Annotated in this window: 17 protein-coding genes and 1 pseudogene; 2 read left to right on the top strand and 16 right to left on the bottom strand. The window is 59.9% G+C overall.

All coding sequences use genetic code 11. The features are described 5' to 3' along the window. Positions 1-119: 119 nt before the first annotated feature. The gene (locus AAFO92_RS12875; protein WP_347535729.1) at positions 120-848 is read left to right on the top strand and encodes a LytTR family DNA-binding domain-containing protein; all 729 of its coding nucleotides are present in this window, start codon (positions 120-122) and stop codon (positions 846-848) included. Here the strand turns inward: AAFO92_RS12875 and pdeM are convergent. The 15 genes from pdeM to AAFO92_RS12800 form a co-directional block, all read right to left on the bottom strand. Beyond that, on the bottom strand, positions 845-1,516 hold the full coding sequence (gene pdeM / locus AAFO92_RS12870; RefSeq protein WP_347535727.1) for a ligase-associated DNA damage response endonuclease PdeM: 672 nt from the start codon (positions 1,514-1,516) through the stop codon (positions 845-847). The genes AAFO92_RS12875 and pdeM overlap by 4 nt on opposite strands. Positions 1,517-1,556: 40 nt before the next feature. Beyond that, a complete protein-coding gene (locus tag AAFO92_RS12865) occupies positions 1,557-3,965 on the bottom strand; it encodes a ligase-associated DNA damage response DEXH box helicase (RefSeq protein WP_347535725.1) in 2,409 nt (802 codons plus the stop codon). Positions 3,966-4,006: 41 nt separating this feature from the next. After that, positions 4,007-5,317 (bottom strand): ATPase, encoded by a 1,311-nt coding sequence (locus tag AAFO92_RS12860; RefSeq protein WP_347535724.1) that lies wholly within the window; start codon positions 5,315-5,317, stop codon positions 4,007-4,009. 159 nt (positions 5,318-5,476) lie between these two features. Next, positions 5,477-5,977 (bottom strand): prepilin peptidase, encoded by a 501-nt coding sequence (locus AAFO92_RS12855; protein WP_347535722.1) that lies wholly within the window; start codon positions 5,975-5,977, stop codon positions 5,477-5,479. 18 nt (positions 5,978-5,995) lie between these two features. Further along, complete coding sequence (locus AAFO92_RS12850; RefSeq protein WP_347535720.1) at positions 5,996-6,853, bottom strand: tetratricopeptide repeat protein; 858 nt, start codon at positions 6,851-6,853, stop codon at positions 5,996-5,998. A 30-nt stretch (positions 6,854-6,883) separates the two neighbouring features. Continuing rightward, positions 6,884-7,432: a tetratricopeptide repeat protein gene (locus AAFO92_RS12845; protein ID WP_347535718.1), complete on the bottom strand. Its 549-nt coding sequence runs from the start codon at positions 7,430-7,432 to the stop codon at positions 6,884-6,886. A 9-nt stretch (positions 7,433-7,441) separates the two neighbouring features. Beyond that, positions 7,442-8,431 (bottom strand): type II secretion system F family protein, encoded by a 990-nt coding sequence (locus tag AAFO92_RS12840; protein WP_347535717.1) that lies wholly within the window; start codon positions 8,429-8,431, stop codon positions 7,442-7,444. A 14-nt stretch (positions 8,432-8,445) separates the two neighbouring features. Further along, positions 8,446-9,414 (bottom strand): type II secretion system F family protein, encoded by a 969-nt coding sequence (locus AAFO92_RS12835; RefSeq protein WP_347535716.1) that lies wholly within the window; start codon positions 9,412-9,414, stop codon positions 8,446-8,448. A 5-nt stretch (positions 9,415-9,419) separates the two neighbouring features. Then, a complete protein-coding gene (locus AAFO92_RS12830; protein ID WP_347535714.1) occupies positions 9,420-10,871 on the bottom strand; it encodes an ATPase, T2SS/T4P/T4SS family in 1,452 nt (483 codons plus the stop codon). A gap of 14 nt (positions 10,872-10,885) precedes the next feature. Next, a complete protein-coding gene (locus AAFO92_RS12825) occupies positions 10,886-12,121 on the bottom strand; it encodes an AAA family ATPase (protein WP_347535712.1) in 1,236 nt (411 codons plus the stop codon). Positions 12,122-12,390: 269 nt separating this feature from the next. Next, on the bottom strand, positions 12,391-13,053 hold the full coding sequence (locus tag AAFO92_RS12820) for an OmpA family protein (RefSeq protein ID WP_347535710.1): 663 nt from the start codon (positions 13,051-13,053) through the stop codon (positions 12,391-12,393). Positions 13,054-13,070: 17 nt separating this feature from the next. Next, positions 13,071-14,480: a type II and III secretion system protein family protein gene (locus tag AAFO92_RS12815; RefSeq protein WP_347535708.1), complete on the bottom strand. Its 1,410-nt coding sequence runs from the start codon at positions 14,478-14,480 to the stop codon at positions 13,071-13,073. Between the two features lie 199 nt (positions 14,481-14,679). Beyond that, entirely contained in the window at positions 14,680-15,549 is an 870-nt protein-coding gene (gene cpaB, locus AAFO92_RS12810) for a Flp pilus assembly protein CpaB (protein ID WP_347535706.1), read from the bottom strand. A 226-nt stretch (positions 15,550-15,775) separates the two neighbouring features. Further along, on the bottom strand, positions 15,776-15,973 hold the full coding sequence (locus AAFO92_RS12805; RefSeq protein WP_347535704.1) for a hypothetical protein: 198 nt from the start codon (positions 15,971-15,973) through the stop codon (positions 15,776-15,778). Between the two features lie 164 nt (positions 15,974-16,137). Then, on the bottom strand, positions 16,138-16,329 hold the full coding sequence (locus AAFO92_RS12800) for a hypothetical protein (RefSeq protein ID WP_347535702.1): 192 nt from the start codon (positions 16,327-16,329) through the stop codon (positions 16,138-16,140). A 360-nt stretch (positions 16,330-16,689) separates the two neighbouring features. Between AAFO92_RS12800 and AAFO92_RS12795 the strand changes: the two genes are divergently transcribed. Next, positions 16,690-17,505: a lytic transglycosylase domain-containing protein gene (locus AAFO92_RS12795; protein ID WP_347535700.1), complete on the top strand. Its 816-nt coding sequence runs from the start codon at positions 16,690-16,692 to the stop codon at positions 17,503-17,505. A 67-nt stretch (positions 17,506-17,572) separates the two neighbouring features. Here the strand turns inward: AAFO92_RS12795 and AAFO92_RS12790 are convergent. Then, positions 17,573-17,695, bottom strand: a pseudogene (locus AAFO92_RS12790) (succinyl-CoA--3-ketoacid-CoA transferase); the annotation flags it as partial.

The following is a 17,695-nucleotide window of genomic DNA, read 5'->3' as shown; positions in this document are numbered from 1 at the left end:
ACGTTTATACACGTTAAAGAGGTGAATGTGCATAGCGAATGCGTTTGGGTTCAAGAATAAGCCATAACTTCCGGGAAACCTTTCGGACATTCTTTTCCCCGCTAACCTTGTTTATTTGGGTGACGTCGATCCTGATCGGCACGATTGCCGGGCCTTTCGGCACATATTTCAGCATGGACTGGCCCGATCGTGGGCTTTATTGGACCTTGCTGGTGAGCGCCTCGATCGTGACCGGTTACACGATCAGGGCGATCAGCCTGTCATTGATCGGAAAGAAACATCCGCTGTTGCTGGATGCGACCTTTGTTGTGCTTACGGCCTTTGTTTTCGGGCCGGTGGTCTGGCTGATGACGTGGTACTTCCTGCCGACGGGCGAGGTCGAGCCGGTACCGGTATTTGCGGCCTACGTGATGTTATGCGCTGCGATCATCGTCGCGGGGCGGCGGGTGATGCCCGGTATCGAAGATCGAAGCTATGGCTTTCTGGCCGAACGTGGCCACGCCTGGGGAAGCTCGGTGCGCGGGGGCGCGCGACCGCCACGGCTAATGCGACGTCTGTCCGTGGACAAGCGCGGCCGCGTGCTGCGGCTTAGCGCGAATGACCATATGGTGAAGGTGGTAACTGCCAATGGTGAGGTCACGTTGCGGATGCGGCTGGCCGATGCGGTGGCCGAAATGGAACCCGTATACGGATACTGTGTGCACCGTTCGCATTGGGTTGCCCATGAGGCGATCGACACGGTTGAGAAGGAGAATTCCTACAAGCTGTTCGTCGTGCTCGCCAACGGGGATCGCATCCCCGTCAGCCGCAAGTACCGCGTCAATGTCAAGCAGGCCGGGCTGATCTAGGTCGCTGTGCGCGGTAGCGGGACGGGGCAGGGGGCTGATCCTGTCAGCACCGCCAGCGCGCCGGGGCGCATCAGGGTCTGCACCGCAGTGTCATTGCTGCGCAAGCCGCCTGTATAGGTACCATATGCGGGCAGGACGACCCGGTGATCGTCGATCAGAAAGGCAGCACGGGTGATACGGCGACCGCCGGTGGGAATGGTGACCTTGGGGTGGTAATGCCCTGATATTTCGTTCTTTTCCCTGGTATTCGCGATATGCCGGAACGTCAGCGGATCTCTTGCGAATTCGGCCAGGTGAGTGCCGCCCAGATCGACGGGGCCGGGATCATGATTGCCTTCGATCCAGACCCATCTGCGGCCGGCCTGCAACGATGCGATCCAGAGCTTTTCGGCTTCTGGCAATGCCTCCGCCGCGGCGCGGTCATCGAAGCTGTCGCCAAGGCAGATGACGGTGCCTGCACCCGTCGCGCGCAGGTCCGATTCCAGCCGAGAGAGGGTGTCACGGCTTTCATAAGGCGGCAATGGCGGGCCGCCCAGTCTTGCGCGGCGTTCAGACTTTCCCAGGTGCAGGTCGGACACGCAAAGCAGGTCTTGCGCCGCCCAGTAGAGCGCGCCCGAACCCAGTGCCGTCAGCGTGGTGCCGGCGAAGGTGAAATCGTATCCGTTCATGATACGTTCTTGTGCCGCGCGCCGGGGTCGTTGACAAGGGCTAGTTTGACAACCCGGCCGCCCGCATCAAACGGTCGGTCTCTTCCTGCAGCAGCCTTTCTTGCGCGGCACCGTCGACCGGCGTGCGCCCGACTTCGAGAAACAGAGGCGCGGCCAGCGGGGTCACGCGGGGCAGGCGGTTCAGGTCGATCCGGCCTTCGATGCGGGCGATCATCTCTTCGATCCGGCCGAAATCTATCAGGCCACGCATCGCCTCTTCGCGGGTGATCTGCAACAGCAGGTGATCGGGGTCGTATTTGACCAGCGTGTCATAGAGGATGTCCGAAGAGAACGTCGCCTGTCGCCCGGATTTGCGAGCCTGCGGCGTGTTGCGCGTGATCAGCCCGGCGATGGTGGCGGAGGCGCGGAACGTGCGTTTCATCAAGGTGTTGCCGGTCAGCCAGCTTTCCAGCCCCTCGCGCAGCGCATCGCGCGTGAACAGCGGGCCGGCATCGGTCAGCGGTTTCAGCCCCCAGATCAGCGTTGCATAGTCGGTCGAGACAAATCCCAGCGGATCCAGGCCCAGTTCCTCCATCCGTTTGGTCAGGATCAGCCCCAGCGTCTGTTGCGCATTGCGCCCGGCAAAGCCGTAGATGCAGGCGTGTTCGCGCCCGTCATGCGGGAAGCTTTCGATCAGCAGCCGCCCTTCCTGCGGTAGCTGCGACATCCGGCGCTGCAGCATGAGCCAATCGGCGGTGTGGTCGGGCAGTTCCGGCCAGCTTTGCTGATCGAACAGCCGCAGGATACGGTGACTGAGCTGGGTGGAGGTGGCGAACTTGGTGCCGGAGAAAACCGCCACCTTCGGTTTGCGCCCGCGGTCGCGGCTGACCTCGACGGTCATGTCGCGCAGGCCCTCGTAGCGTACGATCCGGCCGCCGATCAGGAACGTGTCACCGGGGGTCAGCGAGGCGGCAAAACCTTCCTCGACCTCCCCCAGGGGTTTGCCGCCGCGGGTGCGCCTCAGGCGTACCTTCAGTTTGTCACTGTCCTGGATCGTGCCGATATTCATGCGGATAAGCTGCGCCGCGCGGGGGTCGCGCAGCTGCCAGAGGCCGTCAGGGCGCTGTAACAGGCGCTGCCATTGTTCATAGGCCCTGAGGGCGTAACCGCCGGTGGCGCAGAAGGTCAGGCAATCGTCGAACTCGGCGGGTGTCAGCGCTGCATAGGCGCCGGCGGTGGCTATCTGGGCGTAAAGTTCCGTCGCGTCGAACGGACCGGCACAGGCGCGGATCAGTATATGCTGGCACAGCACATCGCGCGGCCCCGGACCGCGCGGAGTGCCATCCAGGTCATGTTCCCTGACCGCGTCGAGCGCGGCGAGACATTCCACCACTTCGAACCGGTTGGCGGGTACCAACAGCGCCTTCGATGGGGCGTTGTAGCGGTGATTGGCACGACCGATACGCTGAACCAGCCGCTTGACATTCTTGGGGGCGCCGACCTGGATCACAAGGTCCACGTCGCCCCAGTCGATGCCCAGATCAAGGCTGCCGGTACAGACAATGGCACGCAGTTCACCCCGCTGCATGGCCGCTTCGACCCGTTCGCGCTGCTGGCGGTCCAGGCTGCCGTGGTGGATGCCGATGGGCAGGCCTTCGGCATTTGCAAGCCACAGATTATGAAAGAAAATTTCTGCCTGTGCGCGGGTGTTGTGAAAGATCAGCGTTGTGTTGTGCCGGTGGATCTGTTCGATGACCGCCGGGATGGCATAGGCGCCACCACCCCCGGCCCAGGGGGGTGGGTCGGTTGTTTCCAGCATTGCGATGTCGGGGTCGGGGCCGGGATCGGCCATCAGGATGCGGCACGGGTCCGGGTGGCGGGCCAGGTAGGCGGCGATGGCCTCGGGGTCTTCTACCGTGGCAGAAAGCCCCACGCGCCGGAGCCCGGGGCAGAATGCCTGCAGCCGCGTGAGGGCCAGCATCAGCTGATCGCCGCGCTTCGAATCCGTCAGCGCATGGATTTCATCGACCACCACGCGTTTGAGGCCCGCAAACATGCGCGGCGCGTCCTCGTAGGATGTCAGCAACGCGAGGCTTTCAGGAGTTGTCAGCAGGATGTGCGGCGGGTCGGCGCGCTGGCGTTTCCTGACCGTGGCCGAGGTATCGCCGGTGCGGTCCTCGATCCGTATCGGCAAGGACATTTCATCGACCGGCGTGCGCAGGTTGCGCTTGATGTCGGCTGCCAAGGCCTTGAGCGGCGAGATATAGAGCGTGTGCAGACCCTCGTGACCACCATCGGCAAGCTCGGTCAGCGTCGGCAGGAAACCGGCCAGTGTCTTGCCGCCGCCGGTCGGGGCAATCAGCAACAGTGCCGGATCATCAGCCCGCGCCAGCATCTCATGTTGATGCGGATGCGCTGACCAGCCACGGCTGGCGAACCAATCACGAAAAAGCGGTGGAAGGGCGGACATGCCGGCAGGTTAGGGTGCCGGCATGTCGAAGGAAAGCGGCTTTAGTGGGCGATCGCTTCCTGTTTGACGAACATGTTCGCCCAGGCCCGGTCAATCAGATCGGGGGTCATCTGATAGGGGATGCCCTCGAATTCACAGATCGAGATCATCTGGTCGATCAGGAAGATCGGCTGGTAGTTCGCATAGATGTTCTCGATCGTCGGGTATTTCACCTTGAGCAGATGCACGAGGGCGGCTTCGTCCAGCGGCATCTTGCGCTTTTTCGCGACCATGGCGAAGATCTTCAGGAAATCCGCCTGATCCGGCCCGTCGATCTTGATCTTGAAGAAGATCCGGCGCAGGGCCGCGTTGTCGAAGATCTCGTTCGGGTGGAAGTTGGTTGAGAAGATGACCAGCGTGTCGAACGGCACCTCGAATTTCTCACCCGATTGCAGGGCAAGGATGTCCTTTGATTCCTCCAGCGGCACGATCCAGCGGTTGACCAGCGCCTGCGGCGGTTCGGCCTGACGGCCAAGGTCGTCCACGATGAAGATGCCGCCGGTCGATTTCAGCTGCAGCGGGGCCTGGTAGGTTCTGGCGGTCGGGTTATAGACCAGATCCAGCATCGACAGGCTCAGCTCACCGCCGGTGATCACGGTGGGGCGTTCGCATTTGACATAGCGCGCGTCAAAGGTGCGCTTGCGCCGCAGGGAGTTCGGGTCATCCACCTCCTGCTCGGCCTTGGAATGCACGATCGGGTCATAGACGGTGATCACCTGGCCCGAGTATTCGATGGCGCGGGGGACATAGATCTTGTCGCCCATCGCGTCGCGGATGCCGTTGGAAATACTGGATTTACCGTTGCCCGGCGGTCCGTACATCAGGATCGAGCGGCCCGCGCTGACCGCCGGGCCAAGATGGTCCAGCAGGCTGTCGGGCAGCACCAGGTGGCCCATTGCGCCGGTCAGCTGATCGCGGGTGATCTGGATATTGCGGATCGACTGGCGCTTGACCTGTTCGCGATAGACCTGCAGCGGCACGGGCATGGCGCCGAAATATTCCGACTGGGCCAAAGCGTCCAGCGCACGGGCCTTACCGGCATCGGTCAGCTGATATCCCATTTCGCCGCCACTATTGGCGTTCAGCGTGCCGGTCGCCTCCAGCAGTTTCTGGCTGCGGGCCTGATCCACCAGTTCCTGCGTTACCGCGCGCGGCAGGCAGATCGCGGTGGCCAGTTCGGATACCAGATCAATGTTCTTGCGGAACATCGTCTTGATCAGGATATCGCGCATCATGACGATGGGCAGCCGCATATCATCGAGGCTGACAGGAGGGGGCGGTGGTTGCACACCCGGGGTCACTTGCATGTTCATCGGTTTTGGCCCGCACTTGATTACAAAAGTCTCAGGCCCGCGCAACGCACGCAGGCACGCGGTAAATATGCAGGCGAAAGGTGCAGAAATTGTGGAGATGATGCGGCAGCGGCGGGCTAATTTGCAGCCCCTTGATTTGACCAGATCTGAAAAAGTTCTTTATTGGCCGTACATTACGCCCAAAATCAAGTAGATCGCCAATGTGCCGCCCAGAGAAAAACCCATCGGAAATTTCTCAGGGCGTGACCAGCTTTCCCAATTCGGCGCAAGGTTGCGCAGGCCGGTATTTTTGGCGATCCGGTGCGCTGTGACAGCCGCCACTAGGTTTGCCGCGAACAGCATGCACAGGATGACGGCATCGCCCGGGTCAATGAACGGCGCGGCGGCGGCAATGAACTTGGCATCGCCGGCGCCGGCCAGTCCGGCCGCGTTGATGGCAATCCCGATCAGCAGGACGATGAACATCGTTACCAGCCGCCACGGATATTCCGGCAGCGGCAGGGCAATCAGCCCGACGACAAGGAAAACCGCAACCAGCGTCACGACGGCCTTGTTGCGGATCAGCATCAGGCTCAGGTCAGTCCAAGCGACCCACACGCAGATCGGCAGGACAAATGGCAGGAACCACAAGGCCTCGGTCGAGGTGATTTCCAGGGCCATCAGCGATCGCCCGCCCGATCAGTTCACGACGTTGTCTTCAAGCGCGCGCAGGCTGCGAACCGCGGCTTCGAAATGCTGCGGATGGGTGTCGATCGCATCGCGCAGCAGGCCTTTGCCGATGGTCGTATCACCGCGTTTCACGGCGGATAGGCCAAGCGTATAAAGCAACTGAGCACGCTCCACTTGCGTGGTTTCGATCACGGGAAGCGAGTATTTTCCCTGCGCCCCGCGCGCCAGGATCAGGTTGTTCTTGGCGGTAAAGAGCGAACGGTCCTGCCGGATGGCATCCGAAAACAGGCTTTCCGCGGCCGAGAAATCGCCCCGGGTCAGCTTCGAATACCCCCAGTTATTCATAACACCGGCGGGGCGGGTCGTCAGGCCAACGGCGATTTCATAGAAACTGTCGGCCTTCTCCCATTCCTCGTTGCTGTCGGCGATCATCGCCTCGAGCCGGTAGCGTTTGAACGTCTCGTATGTGGGCGGGATCGCATCCAGAAGCGTGTCGGCCTCGTCCCAATCATTGTTGCGGATCAGCGCATCGGCCAGATCGACGCGGTCATCGTCGGTGGCCTTCTCGTGAGAAACGACCTTTTTCCAGGCTGAAACCGCCTCTGTGTTGCGATTGGCGCGCACCAGCGATTTGCCCAGGCCACGTTGCAGGTCGATCCGGTCGGGATTGGCCGCTGCGGCGCGTTGGAAATATGAAACCCCTTCGTTCGGGTCGGCGGATGTGAGCATCACGTCGTTCAGGTTGCTTTCGTCGATGACGTTAACGTCCTGAAACGCCCTGTCGACATCCTGGGTGGATTTCTTGTCACAGGCTGACAGCGCAATTGCGCCTGTCACGCACAAAGTAAGGAATATGGGATGGCGCATCTTTGCGTCCTTTTACTGCCTCTGCCTCGATCATGGTATCTTGCGTATCACGAACTCGCCGCTGCCACGCCGTACCACTTTGTATTCTTGTTCTCGTGCCTCACCATAATCAGAATTTTCCAATTTTGCGAGTGCTAAGCGCAAATTATCACGAATTGAGTCACTTTCGCCATTGTCCAGCGCATAGGCGCGGCGAAAAAACTGCTCTGCTTCGGCATTCTTGCCCTGTTCGATCAGCACGACCCCCAGATTGTTCCATATTTCCGGGGAATTGCCCTCAAGCTTGAGAGCTCTTCGCAGCAGATCCTCTGCCTGTCCAAGACGGCCAAGTCCCAAGTTGGCGGTGCCAAGGCCGGCCAGCACATCTGCGTTCAAGCCGTGTGTCAGAGCTGCGCGGGAGAAGGCGTCGAGAGCCAGATCATATTCGCCGGCCGCCATCAGCCGGTGCCCGACAACAAGGCCATCCACGGCCGCGCCGTTTTTTTGCAGCCCCGGCGCATACGGGTTTTCAGAAATAGGGCCCTGGCTGCATCCAGCCAGGGCGAGTGACAGTACCAGAAACGCCCCCGCGTGCTTCATGTGACCTCGTTAGTTGCTCGCGCCCATGGCGAACAGTTTCATGATGCCCAGAACGGACGGGCCAACCAGGATGATCAGCAGTGGGGGAACTGTAAGCATCATCGTGGCCAATGTCATCTTGGTGGGAAGCTTGTTGGCCTTTTCTTCGGCGCGCATGACACGTTTGTCACGCATTTCGCTGGCATAGACGCGCAGCGCGTCCGCGACGGAGGTACCGAATGTCTGCGACTGCACGAGGACGGTCACAAAGCTCGAGATGTCCTGCACCCCGCACCGCTCGGCCATTTCGTTGAGAACCGAAGGTTTGTCACGGCCGGCCTTGATCTGGTGCGAGACGATTTCATATTCCTCCGACAGGGCCGGGTAGGACGCCCGGATCTCGTTGGCGACCCGGATGATCGACTGGTCCATGGACTGCCCCGCCTCGATACACACCAGCATCATGTCAAGCGAATCCGGGAAACCGTCCGTGATCTCTTCCTGGCGCTTCTGCTGTCGTTTGGTGACCCAATATTTGGGCAGCATGTAGCCCAGGCCGCCAGGCCCAAGAATGTACAGCAGCATCTGCTGGGTGGTGGATTCTGCGCCAGCGACGAACAGCATGTAGAAGAGAACGCCGATGATAAGGAACCCGATGCCCAGGGCCATCTGCGCAAAGTGGAAAAAACGTACTGCGTCGCGGTGGCGGTAACCGGCCTGCGTCAATGTCAGCTTGATCTGCGAAAACGCCTTGGCATCCTGCGGCTCAAGGAAACTGGCGTATTTGTCCAGCTTTTCGTTCCGCGACCCGGTGCGCAGCCGCTTCTTTTTCTCAGCCTCTTCGACAACGCCCGAGCGCGACGCCTTCTTCAGTTTCTCCAGCGGGTCCTGACGCTCCTTCAGCATCAGGGGAATGGTTATCAGGATCATCAGCACGCCCAGCGTGCCGACCGCGATCAGCGGCCCGAAGGGCCCCAGCGTGTCCGTCAGGACATCAATGATCTGAGCCGTAGATTTCATGACTTATTCCTTTTTCAGACCTTGATGTTCACAAGCGCGCGCATGACGATCAGGTTCAGTATCAGAAAAGTGCCCACGATCAGTGCCGCAGGGATGAACCACGGGTGCTCCATCGCTTCATCATAATAATTCGGTTCCAACAGCTGAATGCCGATCAGCGCCAGGATGGGGAAGCCCGACAGGAACTTGCCGGACCATTTCGCCTCGGCGGTGATCGCCTTGACCCGGCGGAACAGACGGAAACGGGCGCGGATCACCTTTGCCAGGCCGGCCAGAATCTCGGCCAGGTTACCACCGGATTGCTGCTGGATCGTCACGGCAACCGCAAGAAAGCGCATATCCTGCATGTCCAGACGCTCGGCCATGTCCTTGAGCGCCTCGCCGATGTCGCGGCCATAGGCAGCTTCGTCCGACAGCACCCCGAATTCGGTTCCCAGCGGATCGGCAACCTCGCTTGCGACGATCTGGATTGCCGAGGTAAAAGGATGGCCGACCTTGAGCGAGCGCACCATCAGTTCGATCGCGTCCGGCAACTGCTCTTCGAGCATTGCCATGCGTTTGCCAGCCTTCATGTTGATCCAGGTGAACACGCCGCCGACCCCCATCACGGCAGAGACCAGACCGCGCACCGGCAACGAGGTCGACGTACCGACCGACAGGCCCAGGAACGCCAGAACGCTGAGGCCGATCATCAGCATGATCAGCTGTTTCGGTGAAAAGGCGATCGCGGCCTTCTGTGCCTTGGTCGACAATATCGAATAGAGCGGGATCTTGCGCGCCTTGAGGTGCTGCTGCATCTCCTTGCGGAGAGTTTCCATCACCTCTTCGCGGTTGCCGGATTTATCCAGCATGTCCAGGCGGCGGTTGACCCGGCTGTTCAGGCTGATCGAGCGCCCGAAAACGGTCAGGTAAAGGCCTTCGACAAGGACAAGAACGCCTATGAAAATAAGGCCGTAGATAATCGGTTCTGCACTGATGGTCATGACGCTTACTCCGCGGCGATGGGTTCGAAAATGCTGGGCGGCAGATCGTAGCCCCACAGCCGGAAACGCTCGGTGAAGTTCGACCGCACACCGGTGCCGGTGAAGTGGCCGATAATCTTGTTGTCCGCGGTCAGGCCGACACGTTGGAAGCGGAAGATCTCCTGCATCGAGATCACGTCACCCTCCATCCCGGTGATTTCGGTGATCGAGACCATCCGCCGCGACCCGTCCTGAAGCCGGCTGGCCTGCACGATCAGGTTCACGGCCGAGGAGATCTGAGACCGCACCGCCTTGAGCGGCATCTCGATCCCCGCCATGGCGACCATGTTTTCCAGACGGCTGATTCCGTCGCGCGGGTTGTTGGCGTGGATCGTGGTCATCGAGCCGTCGTGGCCGGTATTCATGGCCTGCAGCATGTCGATCACCTCTTCGCCGCGGGTCTCACCCACGATGATCCGGTCCGGGCGCATCCGCAGGGCGTTCTTCAGGCAGTCGCGGGGCGAAACCTCGCCCTTGCCTTCGACGTTGGGCGGGCGGCTTTCCATCCGGCCCACATGGGTCTGCTGCAGCTGAAGTTCCGCCGTATCCTCGATCGTCAGGATGCGTTCGGAATTGTCGATGAAACTGGACAGCGCGTTCAGCGTGGTCGTCTTACCCGAACCCGTACCGCCCGAGACGATCACGTTCAGCCGTGTCGCCACCGCGGCCTGGAGGTAGGCGGCCATCTCTTCGGAAAACGCGCCAAATTTCACGAGGTCGTCAATGCCCAGCTTGTCCTTCTTGAACTTACGGATCGAGACCAGGCTGCCATCCACCGCAATCGGCGGGACCATCGCGTTGAAACGCGAACCATCCTGCAGACGGGCGTCGACATAGGGGTTGGATTCGTCCACCCGCCGTCCCACGGCCGACACGATCTTGTCGATGATCCTGAGCAGGTGCTTTTCATCCTTGAAGGTGATGTCGCTCAGTTCCAGCTTGCCGGCGCGCTCCACGAATATCTGCTGCGGGCCATTGACCAGAATATCGTTCACGGTGTCGTCTTTCAGCAACGTCTCCAACGGGCCAAGGCCGCGAACCTCGTCATAGAGCTCTTGCGTCAGGGTTGCGCGGTCTTCGCGGTTGAGAACGATGCTCTGCTCTTCGAGGACTTCGCCGGCGATGGCGCTGATTTCGGCGCGCAGATCGGATTCCGTCGCGGTATCGAGCGCCGAGAGGTTCAGATTGTCCAGGAGGGAACGGTGCAGATCCAGCTTGATCTCCGCCATTCTCTCCTTGCGCTTGCGTTCCTTGTCCTGGGGGACGGCCTTGGCGGGCGTAACCGGCACGGGACGGCGCAGCGAGCTGGCCTGCCCCTGCTCGACCGGTTGGGTTTCTACTTCTGGTTTCGTCTCGTCCGCCGGCTTGTTTGCCGGTTTGGCGGCACCCGCCGAGGGTTTCTTGTACCGTGAAAACATTCGTCTCTACCTTTTTACGCGGCTTCGGCTTCGCTTTTTCCCAATTCGTGAAGCGAGGCAGCCAGTTTTGCGATCTCTTTGCGCAGCGGGTTCTTCGCCGCCGACGATGACAACGGGAGGCCGTGATCGGCGCTTTGGCCAACGGGCCGACCGCCATCGGGCAGATGCACCTCGATCCCGATCTCAAGGCTCTCGGCCATGCGCTTGACGCGTGACTTGCCGTTCAGGTCGGTGAATTTGGGCGCCCGGTTGATGCAGAACCGCAGCTTCTCCAGCGGCAGTTCCTCGGCCTTCAGGGCGCGCTTGAGGCGCAGCACATTCTGGGCCGAACGCATGTCCAGTTCCAGCGTGGCGAAATAGATCTGCGACGATGTCAGCACCGTTTCGGTCCACTGCACCAGGGTCGAGGGCATGTCGATGATGACATAGTCGAACTTGCTGCGGGCCAGTTCGATCACGCGGTTCACATCTTCGGGTGTGATCATGTCCAGGGGCAGCATGTCGGGAGGAGAGGTCAAGACCCACATTTTTTCGTCAAATGTTACGAGGGCCTGTTTCAGAATGTCCTCGTCCATTGATTCGGTGTCGGTCCAGATCTCGTAGACCGCTTCGCGCCGCGGCAGGTCCAGGTAGGTCGAGACCGAGCCGAATTGCAGATCCAGGTCGATCAGGCAGACCCGCGGTGCATCCGTCTTGGAAACGGTCGCCAGTTCCCAGGCAAGGTTGACCGCCAAAGTGGTCGAGCCGGTGCCGCCCGCCATACCGTGGGTGGCCAGCACGACACCGTCGCTGTCGGGCGTCGAATCATTGAACGGCGTATGCCCCGGCTGCGGCGCCGGGTCGGGCTTCTGCAGGCGTTCGATGGCGGCCTGAAGTTCATTTTCGGGAAGCGGGTAGGGCACAAACTCGTCCGCGCCCTGACGCAAAAGCTGGTGCAGCGCCGCGGGGCTGACATCTTCGGCGATCAGAATAACCTTGATTTTCCGTGCTTTGGCCAGCGAGATGACCTCACCCAGCATCACCAGGTCTTCTTCGTCGGTTTCATCCACGGCGATCGCAACAAACTCCAATGCTTCCGCTTCGGGTTGATTGAAAAACGCCAATGCCTCGGAAAAGCCGAGATCGCCCCAGGATTCCCCCAGGACGGCCTCCATGTCTTCAATCAGCAAATCGAAATTCTGAACATCCCTGCTGATCGTGCATGCAACGATAGGGCTGGGATCTGGATTCTTTATTGCGCTGCTCGTCATCGTACCAAAAGTCCTATTCCTGTAGGCGCTATGCGGCATGTAACCGGTGGGCTGTCCATCATCTGTTCACCGTCTCGCCTTGCACAGCGGCCCCCTCTCCACGGGGAACGCACTAAGCGTTGTAAGGAGAGTGACTTAAAATCTGGGCAACATTTGGGCCAAAAGATCGTAATTGTGCGTTATCGAGAGACAAAAAAAACCCGCCTTGGGGCGGGCTTTTCAGGTGGCCCGGACCAAGCCGGGCAGGGAGATTTCGGTGCGGCGGCCGGTTATTCCGACTCGACCACTGATTCGCCTTCGCTGACAGTCGACAGCTGCGTTTTCGGCTCTGCGCTTTCCACATATTCCCGGTACACGACTTCGGCGTATTTGCCGTCCATCACGATCGGATGCGAGGCCACGAACCCGGAAACGTCTGTCACGGTCCGGCGGTTGCGGCGTTCGCGGCCCTGGGTCACGATCAGCGGCTGTGTCTCACCGAAGGAAACGACCGCTTCCAGGCGCTTGCGGCTGACGCCCTGCGACGCCAGGTAGTTGACCACCGCGTTCGCCCGGCGCAGACCGAGGCGCTTGTTATAGGCGTTCGAGCCCACCGCATCGGTATGGCCGTAGACCTTGAAGCGCACCTCGGGGAACTGGCGGATCCATTTCGCCTGTTCACGCAGGGTGGTTTGCGCCGCCGCGTCCAACTGCGATGAGTTGAAGGCGAAGTTGACGGTGCTCAGCACCTCGTTCGAGAACCGGTTGGACAGGTTTTCGACATAGGTCTGCTGGCCGGTCATCACCAGGTGGTTCTGCATGTTGGCGTTGCCGAAGCTGCCGCCGTCAATGACCGAACCGGCTTCGGAGAAGTAGGACTTGTAGACCTGGCCCTGCTGTGAACAGGCGCCCAGTGCAAGAAGCCCTGCAGTTGCGAGAAGAAGATGTTTCATGTGCCCCTGCCTTTCCATTATTCCATCACATAGCCGTAAGAGCCGGTGAAATCCTGCTTGGCGACTTCACCAGCGGGCGTGCCTCTTCTGACCTCTTTCGCGACACGGCCGTTCAGGAACAGATCCTTCTCGGTCGGCAGTTTGACCCGGTCGGTGGGCAGGGCAAAGGCCTCGCCACGCGTCGGGGATACCAGATGCGCAGTGATAATGATGACCAGTTCGGTCTGCGCGCGCTGGTAATCGGCGCTGCGGAACAGGGCGCCCAGAACCGGCACATCGCCAAGCCACGGTACCTGCGCGTTGCTGTCGCGGAAGTCGTCCTGAAGCAGGCCCGCGATGGCAAAGCTCTGACCGTCGCGCATCGACACGGTGGTCGAGGCATCGCGGCGGCGGAACGCCGGAAGCTGCAGCCCGTCAAGGACGATACTGTTGGTGGTGTCGATCGAAGAGACCGCCGCGGCCATTTCCAGGTTGATGATACCGTCATCGACAACCCGCGGCACGAAGTTCAGCTCGACACCGAAGGGTTTGAAGTCGATCGTGATCGTGTCTTCGTCCTGGTTGACCGGGATCGGGAATTCACCACCGGCAAGGAACTTGGCTTCCTGACCCGACAGGGCTGTTAGGTTGGGTTCAGCCAGGGTTCTTACAACGCCCTTGTTTTCAAGCGCTTCCAGAACGATTGAAAGTTCCGTGTCGCCGAGGTCGAGACCGACAGACAGGAAGCCTTCGGTCCCTTCGCCGACCGTAAAGACGGGATTGGTGACGCTGTTACCACCGACCAGGAAGTTGCCTGTCTCGGATCCGACGACGACATCATTGCCCAGGTAATTCAGACCCAGCGACGAGCTGAGCGATTTCGAAATGCTGCGCTGCATCTCGGCGAAGCGCACCTTGAGCATCACCTGTTGCTGGCCCGATACGACCATCAGGTTCGATACCCGCTCGGGCGCATACCGTTCTGCCAGTTCAAGCGCCCGCGTCATGCGGGCCGTGCTGGATACGCTGCCCGACAGCACGATGCCGTCATTGGCCGAGCGAACCTCGATCTTCTCATTCGGGATGATCTGACGCAGGCGTTCCTTGAATTCGGAAACGTCCGGCGTCACATGCACGTCGACATTGGTGATCAGCCGCCCGGTTGCATCCAGCAGCGTCAGGGTCGTGCGCCCCGGTGTCTTGCCAAGCACGTAGATCGTGCTGTCTGAGAGGGTGGAGAAATCAGCGATCGACGGGTTGGCGATGCTGAGTTCGGCGAAGGGTGTGTCGCTTTCGACAACGACCGCGCGGTTCATCGCGACGTTCAGGTCGCGCGTGGCACCCTTGCGCACCACCTTGATGTTTTCTGCCTGCACAGAGATGGCAAACGGCCCCACGGCCACTGCCAGCCCCAAAAGGGCAGCTTTGAAGAGATCATGAATTTTCATGTGACCTGCCTTTCCGATCACGCCTCGATTATAGGGTCTTAACGCCCAAGATTGCCGTCACTGTGCTGCAGATTGAAAATTTTTTCAAGAATCAAAGACTTTCGGGCCACATTTATTGTGTCTTGTCTGCAATAGTTTCCAAAATGCAACGGGGCGCCGCAACAGCAGCGCCCCGTCGGAACCTGATTTTACAGGGGGATCAGTTGGTGCAGGGGATCTGCGAGACGATGGTCTCGCTGCCTCGGCGCGTCTTGATCGTGCAGACCGGTGCGGGTGCTTCGGCTTGTGCGACGGGTACCTGGGTCAGTCCCAGAAGGCTACGCTGGTCCACCTCAATCGCTTCGGCCACGGTGTCGTCTTCAGCACCGACCAGCGACAATGACAGCCGACCGGTGGTCTGCGCCTGGGCCAGCGCGGCAACCTGTTGCGGTTTGACCGCCACGGTTACGGTACGGGCGATGATTGCACCGGTGGTATCGCCATTGGCGACCTGATCGACGGCGATCAGTTTCACCGCTGTTTCGATCAGCTTGGTCACATCACCCTGAGAATTTCCTTCGGTGCGCGTGTTGTCGCCATTCACGCGACCGGTCCAGTAGACATCGACGCGGTCACCCGGACGCAGGAAGCCGGACACGCCGCTGGAGACATCGACCTTGATCGCGAAGGCGCGCATGCCGCGTTCCAGTTGCGAGGTCAGCCCGGCATCTTCACCGGGGCCCGTCACCTTGACGGCCAGCACGGCCTCGTTCTTTTCCATCGAGCGCAGAACGGTGCGCGGCTCGTCCTCTCCCTCGGGGAACAGCGCCTCGTAGGTTTCATAGATACCTTCGGGCAGCGAAGTCCTGGGGAATGCCGTCAGGCGCACGCTGTCCTTGCGCAGCACTTCGCCATATTTGAGCGGTTTGTCGGCAACGTATACTTCGACCGTCTCGATGGCCGGGGCACGTTGGGCGCGTTCATTGGCCAGCTCTTGCTGGTAGCCCTGAATATAGCTCTTGGCCATATATACGGCAAAACCTGCCAGTCCGAGACCCACAATCAGTACAAGTCCGAAAACCATTCGCATGGCTAAGTCCTTTCACGGTTACTATTCGTTCGCGGTACCGGTCAGGTACGCATACAATGGTTACATATTGCTTTCGAATGTGGCGAAATCTTGGTGGCGTGATGATTGTTTCGCGACAGGGAACAGTGATCTTTTCATAGCGTTGGCAACCGAAGGCAAATGCTGCCTGGAATAAAATGGCCGCAGACAAGTCCGCGGCCATCAACAAAATCTGCGAGAAGCGAAATCAGGGAGTGTTGCCGTTGTCGACGGTCGTGTTGGCCAGCGCCGATTCGACATTGGTACCGACGGTGTTGATACCGTTTGTGATCGACGCAACACCAGCGACGCTGAGGCCAACGATGGCGGCTGTCAGCACGACCCAGTCAACGGTCACCGCGCCGTCTTCGTTCTTCAGAAATGAACGGATTGTTGTAAGTCTCATGTCGAACTCGTCCCTACTGTTTGCTGGCGTGCAACAATGGTCTGGCATTCAAGTCAAATCAGGTGCACGCACAAAATGAAGATGTTCTCTTTCCAGATGTTTGTCATACAAAGGGCCGCAGTTGCGAAACCTGCGGCCCCTCGAAATTTCGCGTCAGGCAGTGCTTACGGTGCCGGAGCGCCGACCGTTGTGGCCTCAACTTCGAGCTGGATGTTGCTGGCCAGGGTGGTAACACCGGTACGAACGCTGGCAACACCTGCAACGGCCAGGCCAACAACTGCAGCGGTCAGAACGACCCAGTCAACTGTTACAGCGCCGTCTTCGTCTTTGGCGAAGTTTTTGAAAAACTTAATCATGTTTGGTCCCTCCAAAGGATCACTAGTTAGGTTCGCAACCGCTTGAGCAAACTGTGAGCCGTTCTCTCTGTTGGCTCGCTGCCGTTGCGGTATGGGAAAGATATAGCCAGCCAAATCAGGCAGGAATTGGGCGGCAATAGTTCCTTTTTTGCACCGCTACTTTTTTTTGCGGGGGTTTCAGTTATCACGTTGAAAATAAACAATTAAAAAAGTCAAAAACCTGCCGATGGACGATCTGCGGCGCAGGAATCGGCGGGTGCGGGCAGTTTTGTGGTTTCTGAAAAACAGACAATACTGGCGGAAAAACCGGACTTTTGCGATACTTGGCCCAACGAGAACAGGGTCGAGCAGCGTCACACCATGTATATTTCCAGATTCGCGGCAATTCTTGCGATTATTGCCCTTGCCGGGCCGTCCCAGGCCAATGATCCGCCCGCATTTCCCGATTTTACCTTCAAGATGGCAAGCCCGCCCAAGCCGGGCACGCGCAAGCGCATCACCGTCCAGATCGACCCGGAAGAGCAGAAGAAGATCCTGGCGGTCAAGACGCCACCCGCGGCCGCGCCCGCACCGGTGGCTGTGGGCGATTACAGCTGGTTCTGGGACAAGGTATCGCCGGATGTCGGCGAAAACGCCGCTGACCGGTTCCTGCAGGCGGTGAACAGCCTGTCGGACGGCCCGAATGGCCGCGGTATCACCGGCCCCCGTTTGCAGACATTGCAGACGATCGCGCAGGCGCAGGGCGCCAATATCCTGACCGCGACCGTCGGCACCGATGTCTCGCCGGCGCTGGTCCTGGCAATCATCTCGGTCGAATCCGGGGGGCGCATCGACGCAGTCAGCGGCAAGGGGGCGCAAGGGCTGATGCAGTTGATGCCGGACACCGCAAAACGTTTCGGCGTCACGGACAGCCTGTCATCCGCCGAGAATATCAAGGGGGGCGTCACCTATCTTGACTGGCTTCTGGGCGAATTCAAAGGAGACGCCATCATGGCCATCGCCGGATATAACGCCGGCGAAAACGCGGTCAAGAAACATGCGGGCGTGCCGCCCTATGCCGAGACACGTGACTATGTGCCCAAGGTGCTGGCGGCCTTCGAGGTGGCAAAGGGGCTGTGCAAGACACGCCCCGAACTGGTCAGTGATGGCTGCGCGTTGAACCTGGCGACGAACTGAACGGCAACTGAACAGCAAAAGGGCGGCACCATAAGTACCGCCCCTGCGTTTGGCTGGTGATCCGGGGTCAAACGATATTGGCTTCGGTTGCGTTGATGATGTCCTGGCGGGAGACGTCGGGGGCGAGTTCGATGATTTTCAGGCCGTTCCCGGTGACGTCGAGCACGCCGAGATTGGTGATCACGCGGTC

This window comes from Roseovarius sp. CAU 1744, assembly GCF_039839345.1.
GTDB lineage: Bacteria > Pseudomonadota > Alphaproteobacteria > Rhodobacterales > Rhodobacteraceae > Roseovarius.
Note: the sequence above shows the minus strand (reverse complement) of the source record. Positions and strands in the feature narration are given on the sequence as shown.

Bases quoted from the DNA above. Each gene is read 5' to 3' on its own strand.
- pdeM (WP_347535727.1), bottom strand. From the start codon at position 1,516: ATGAACGGATACGATTTCACCTTCGCCGGCACCACGCTGACGGCACTG.
- AAFO92_RS12865 (WP_347535725.1), bottom strand. From the start codon at position 3,965: ATGTCCGCCCTTCCACCGCTTTTTCGTGATTGGTTCGCCAGCCGTGGC.
- AAFO92_RS12860 (WP_347535724.1), bottom strand. From the start codon at position 5,317: ATGAACATGCAAGTGACCCCGGGTGTGCAACCACCGCCCCCTCCTGTC.
- AAFO92_RS12855 (WP_347535722.1), bottom strand. From the start codon at position 5,977: ATGGCCCTGGAAATCACCTCGACCGAGGCCTTGTGGTTCCTGCCATTT.
- AAFO92_RS12850 (WP_347535720.1), bottom strand. From the start codon at position 6,853: ATGCGCCATCCCATATTCCTTACTTTGTGCGTGACAGGCGCAATTGCG.
- AAFO92_RS12845 (WP_347535718.1), bottom strand. From the start codon at position 7,432: ATGAAGCACGCGGGGGCGTTTCTGGTACTGTCACTCGCCCTGGCTGGA.
- AAFO92_RS12840 (WP_347535717.1), bottom strand. From the start codon at position 8,431: ATGAAATCTACGGCTCAGATCATTGATGTCCTGACGGACACGCTGGGG.
- AAFO92_RS12835 (WP_347535716.1), bottom strand. From the start codon at position 9,414: ATGACCATCAGTGCAGAACCGATTATCTACGGCCTTATTTTCATAGGC.
- AAFO92_RS12830 (WP_347535714.1), bottom strand. From the start codon at position 10,871: ATGTTTTCACGGTACAAGAAACCCTCGGCGGGTGCCGCCAAACCGGCA.
- AAFO92_RS12825 (WP_347535712.1), bottom strand. From the start codon at position 12,121: ATGACGAGCAGCGCAATAAAGAATCCAGATCCCAGCCCTATCGTTGCA.
- AAFO92_RS12820 (WP_347535710.1), bottom strand. From the start codon at position 13,053: ATGAAACATCTTCTTCTCGCAACTGCAGGGCTTCTTGCACTGGGCGCC.
- AAFO92_RS12815 (WP_347535708.1), bottom strand. From the start codon at position 14,480: ATGAAAATTCATGATCTCTTCAAAGCTGCCCTTTTGGGGCTGGCAGTG.
- cpaB (WP_347535706.1), bottom strand. From the start codon at position 15,549: ATGCGAATGGTTTTCGGACTTGTACTGATTGTGGGTCTCGGACTGGCA.
- AAFO92_RS12805 (WP_347535704.1), bottom strand. From the start codon at position 15,973: ATGAGACTTACAACAATCCGTTCATTTCTGAAGAACGAAGACGGCGCG.
- AAFO92_RS12800 (WP_347535702.1), bottom strand. From the start codon at position 16,329: ATGATTAAGTTTTTCAAAAACTTCGCCAAAGACGAAGACGGCGCTGTA.
- AAFO92_RS12795 (WP_347535700.1), top strand. From the start codon at position 16,690: ATGTATATTTCCAGATTCGCGGCAATTCTTGCGATTATTGCCCTTGCC.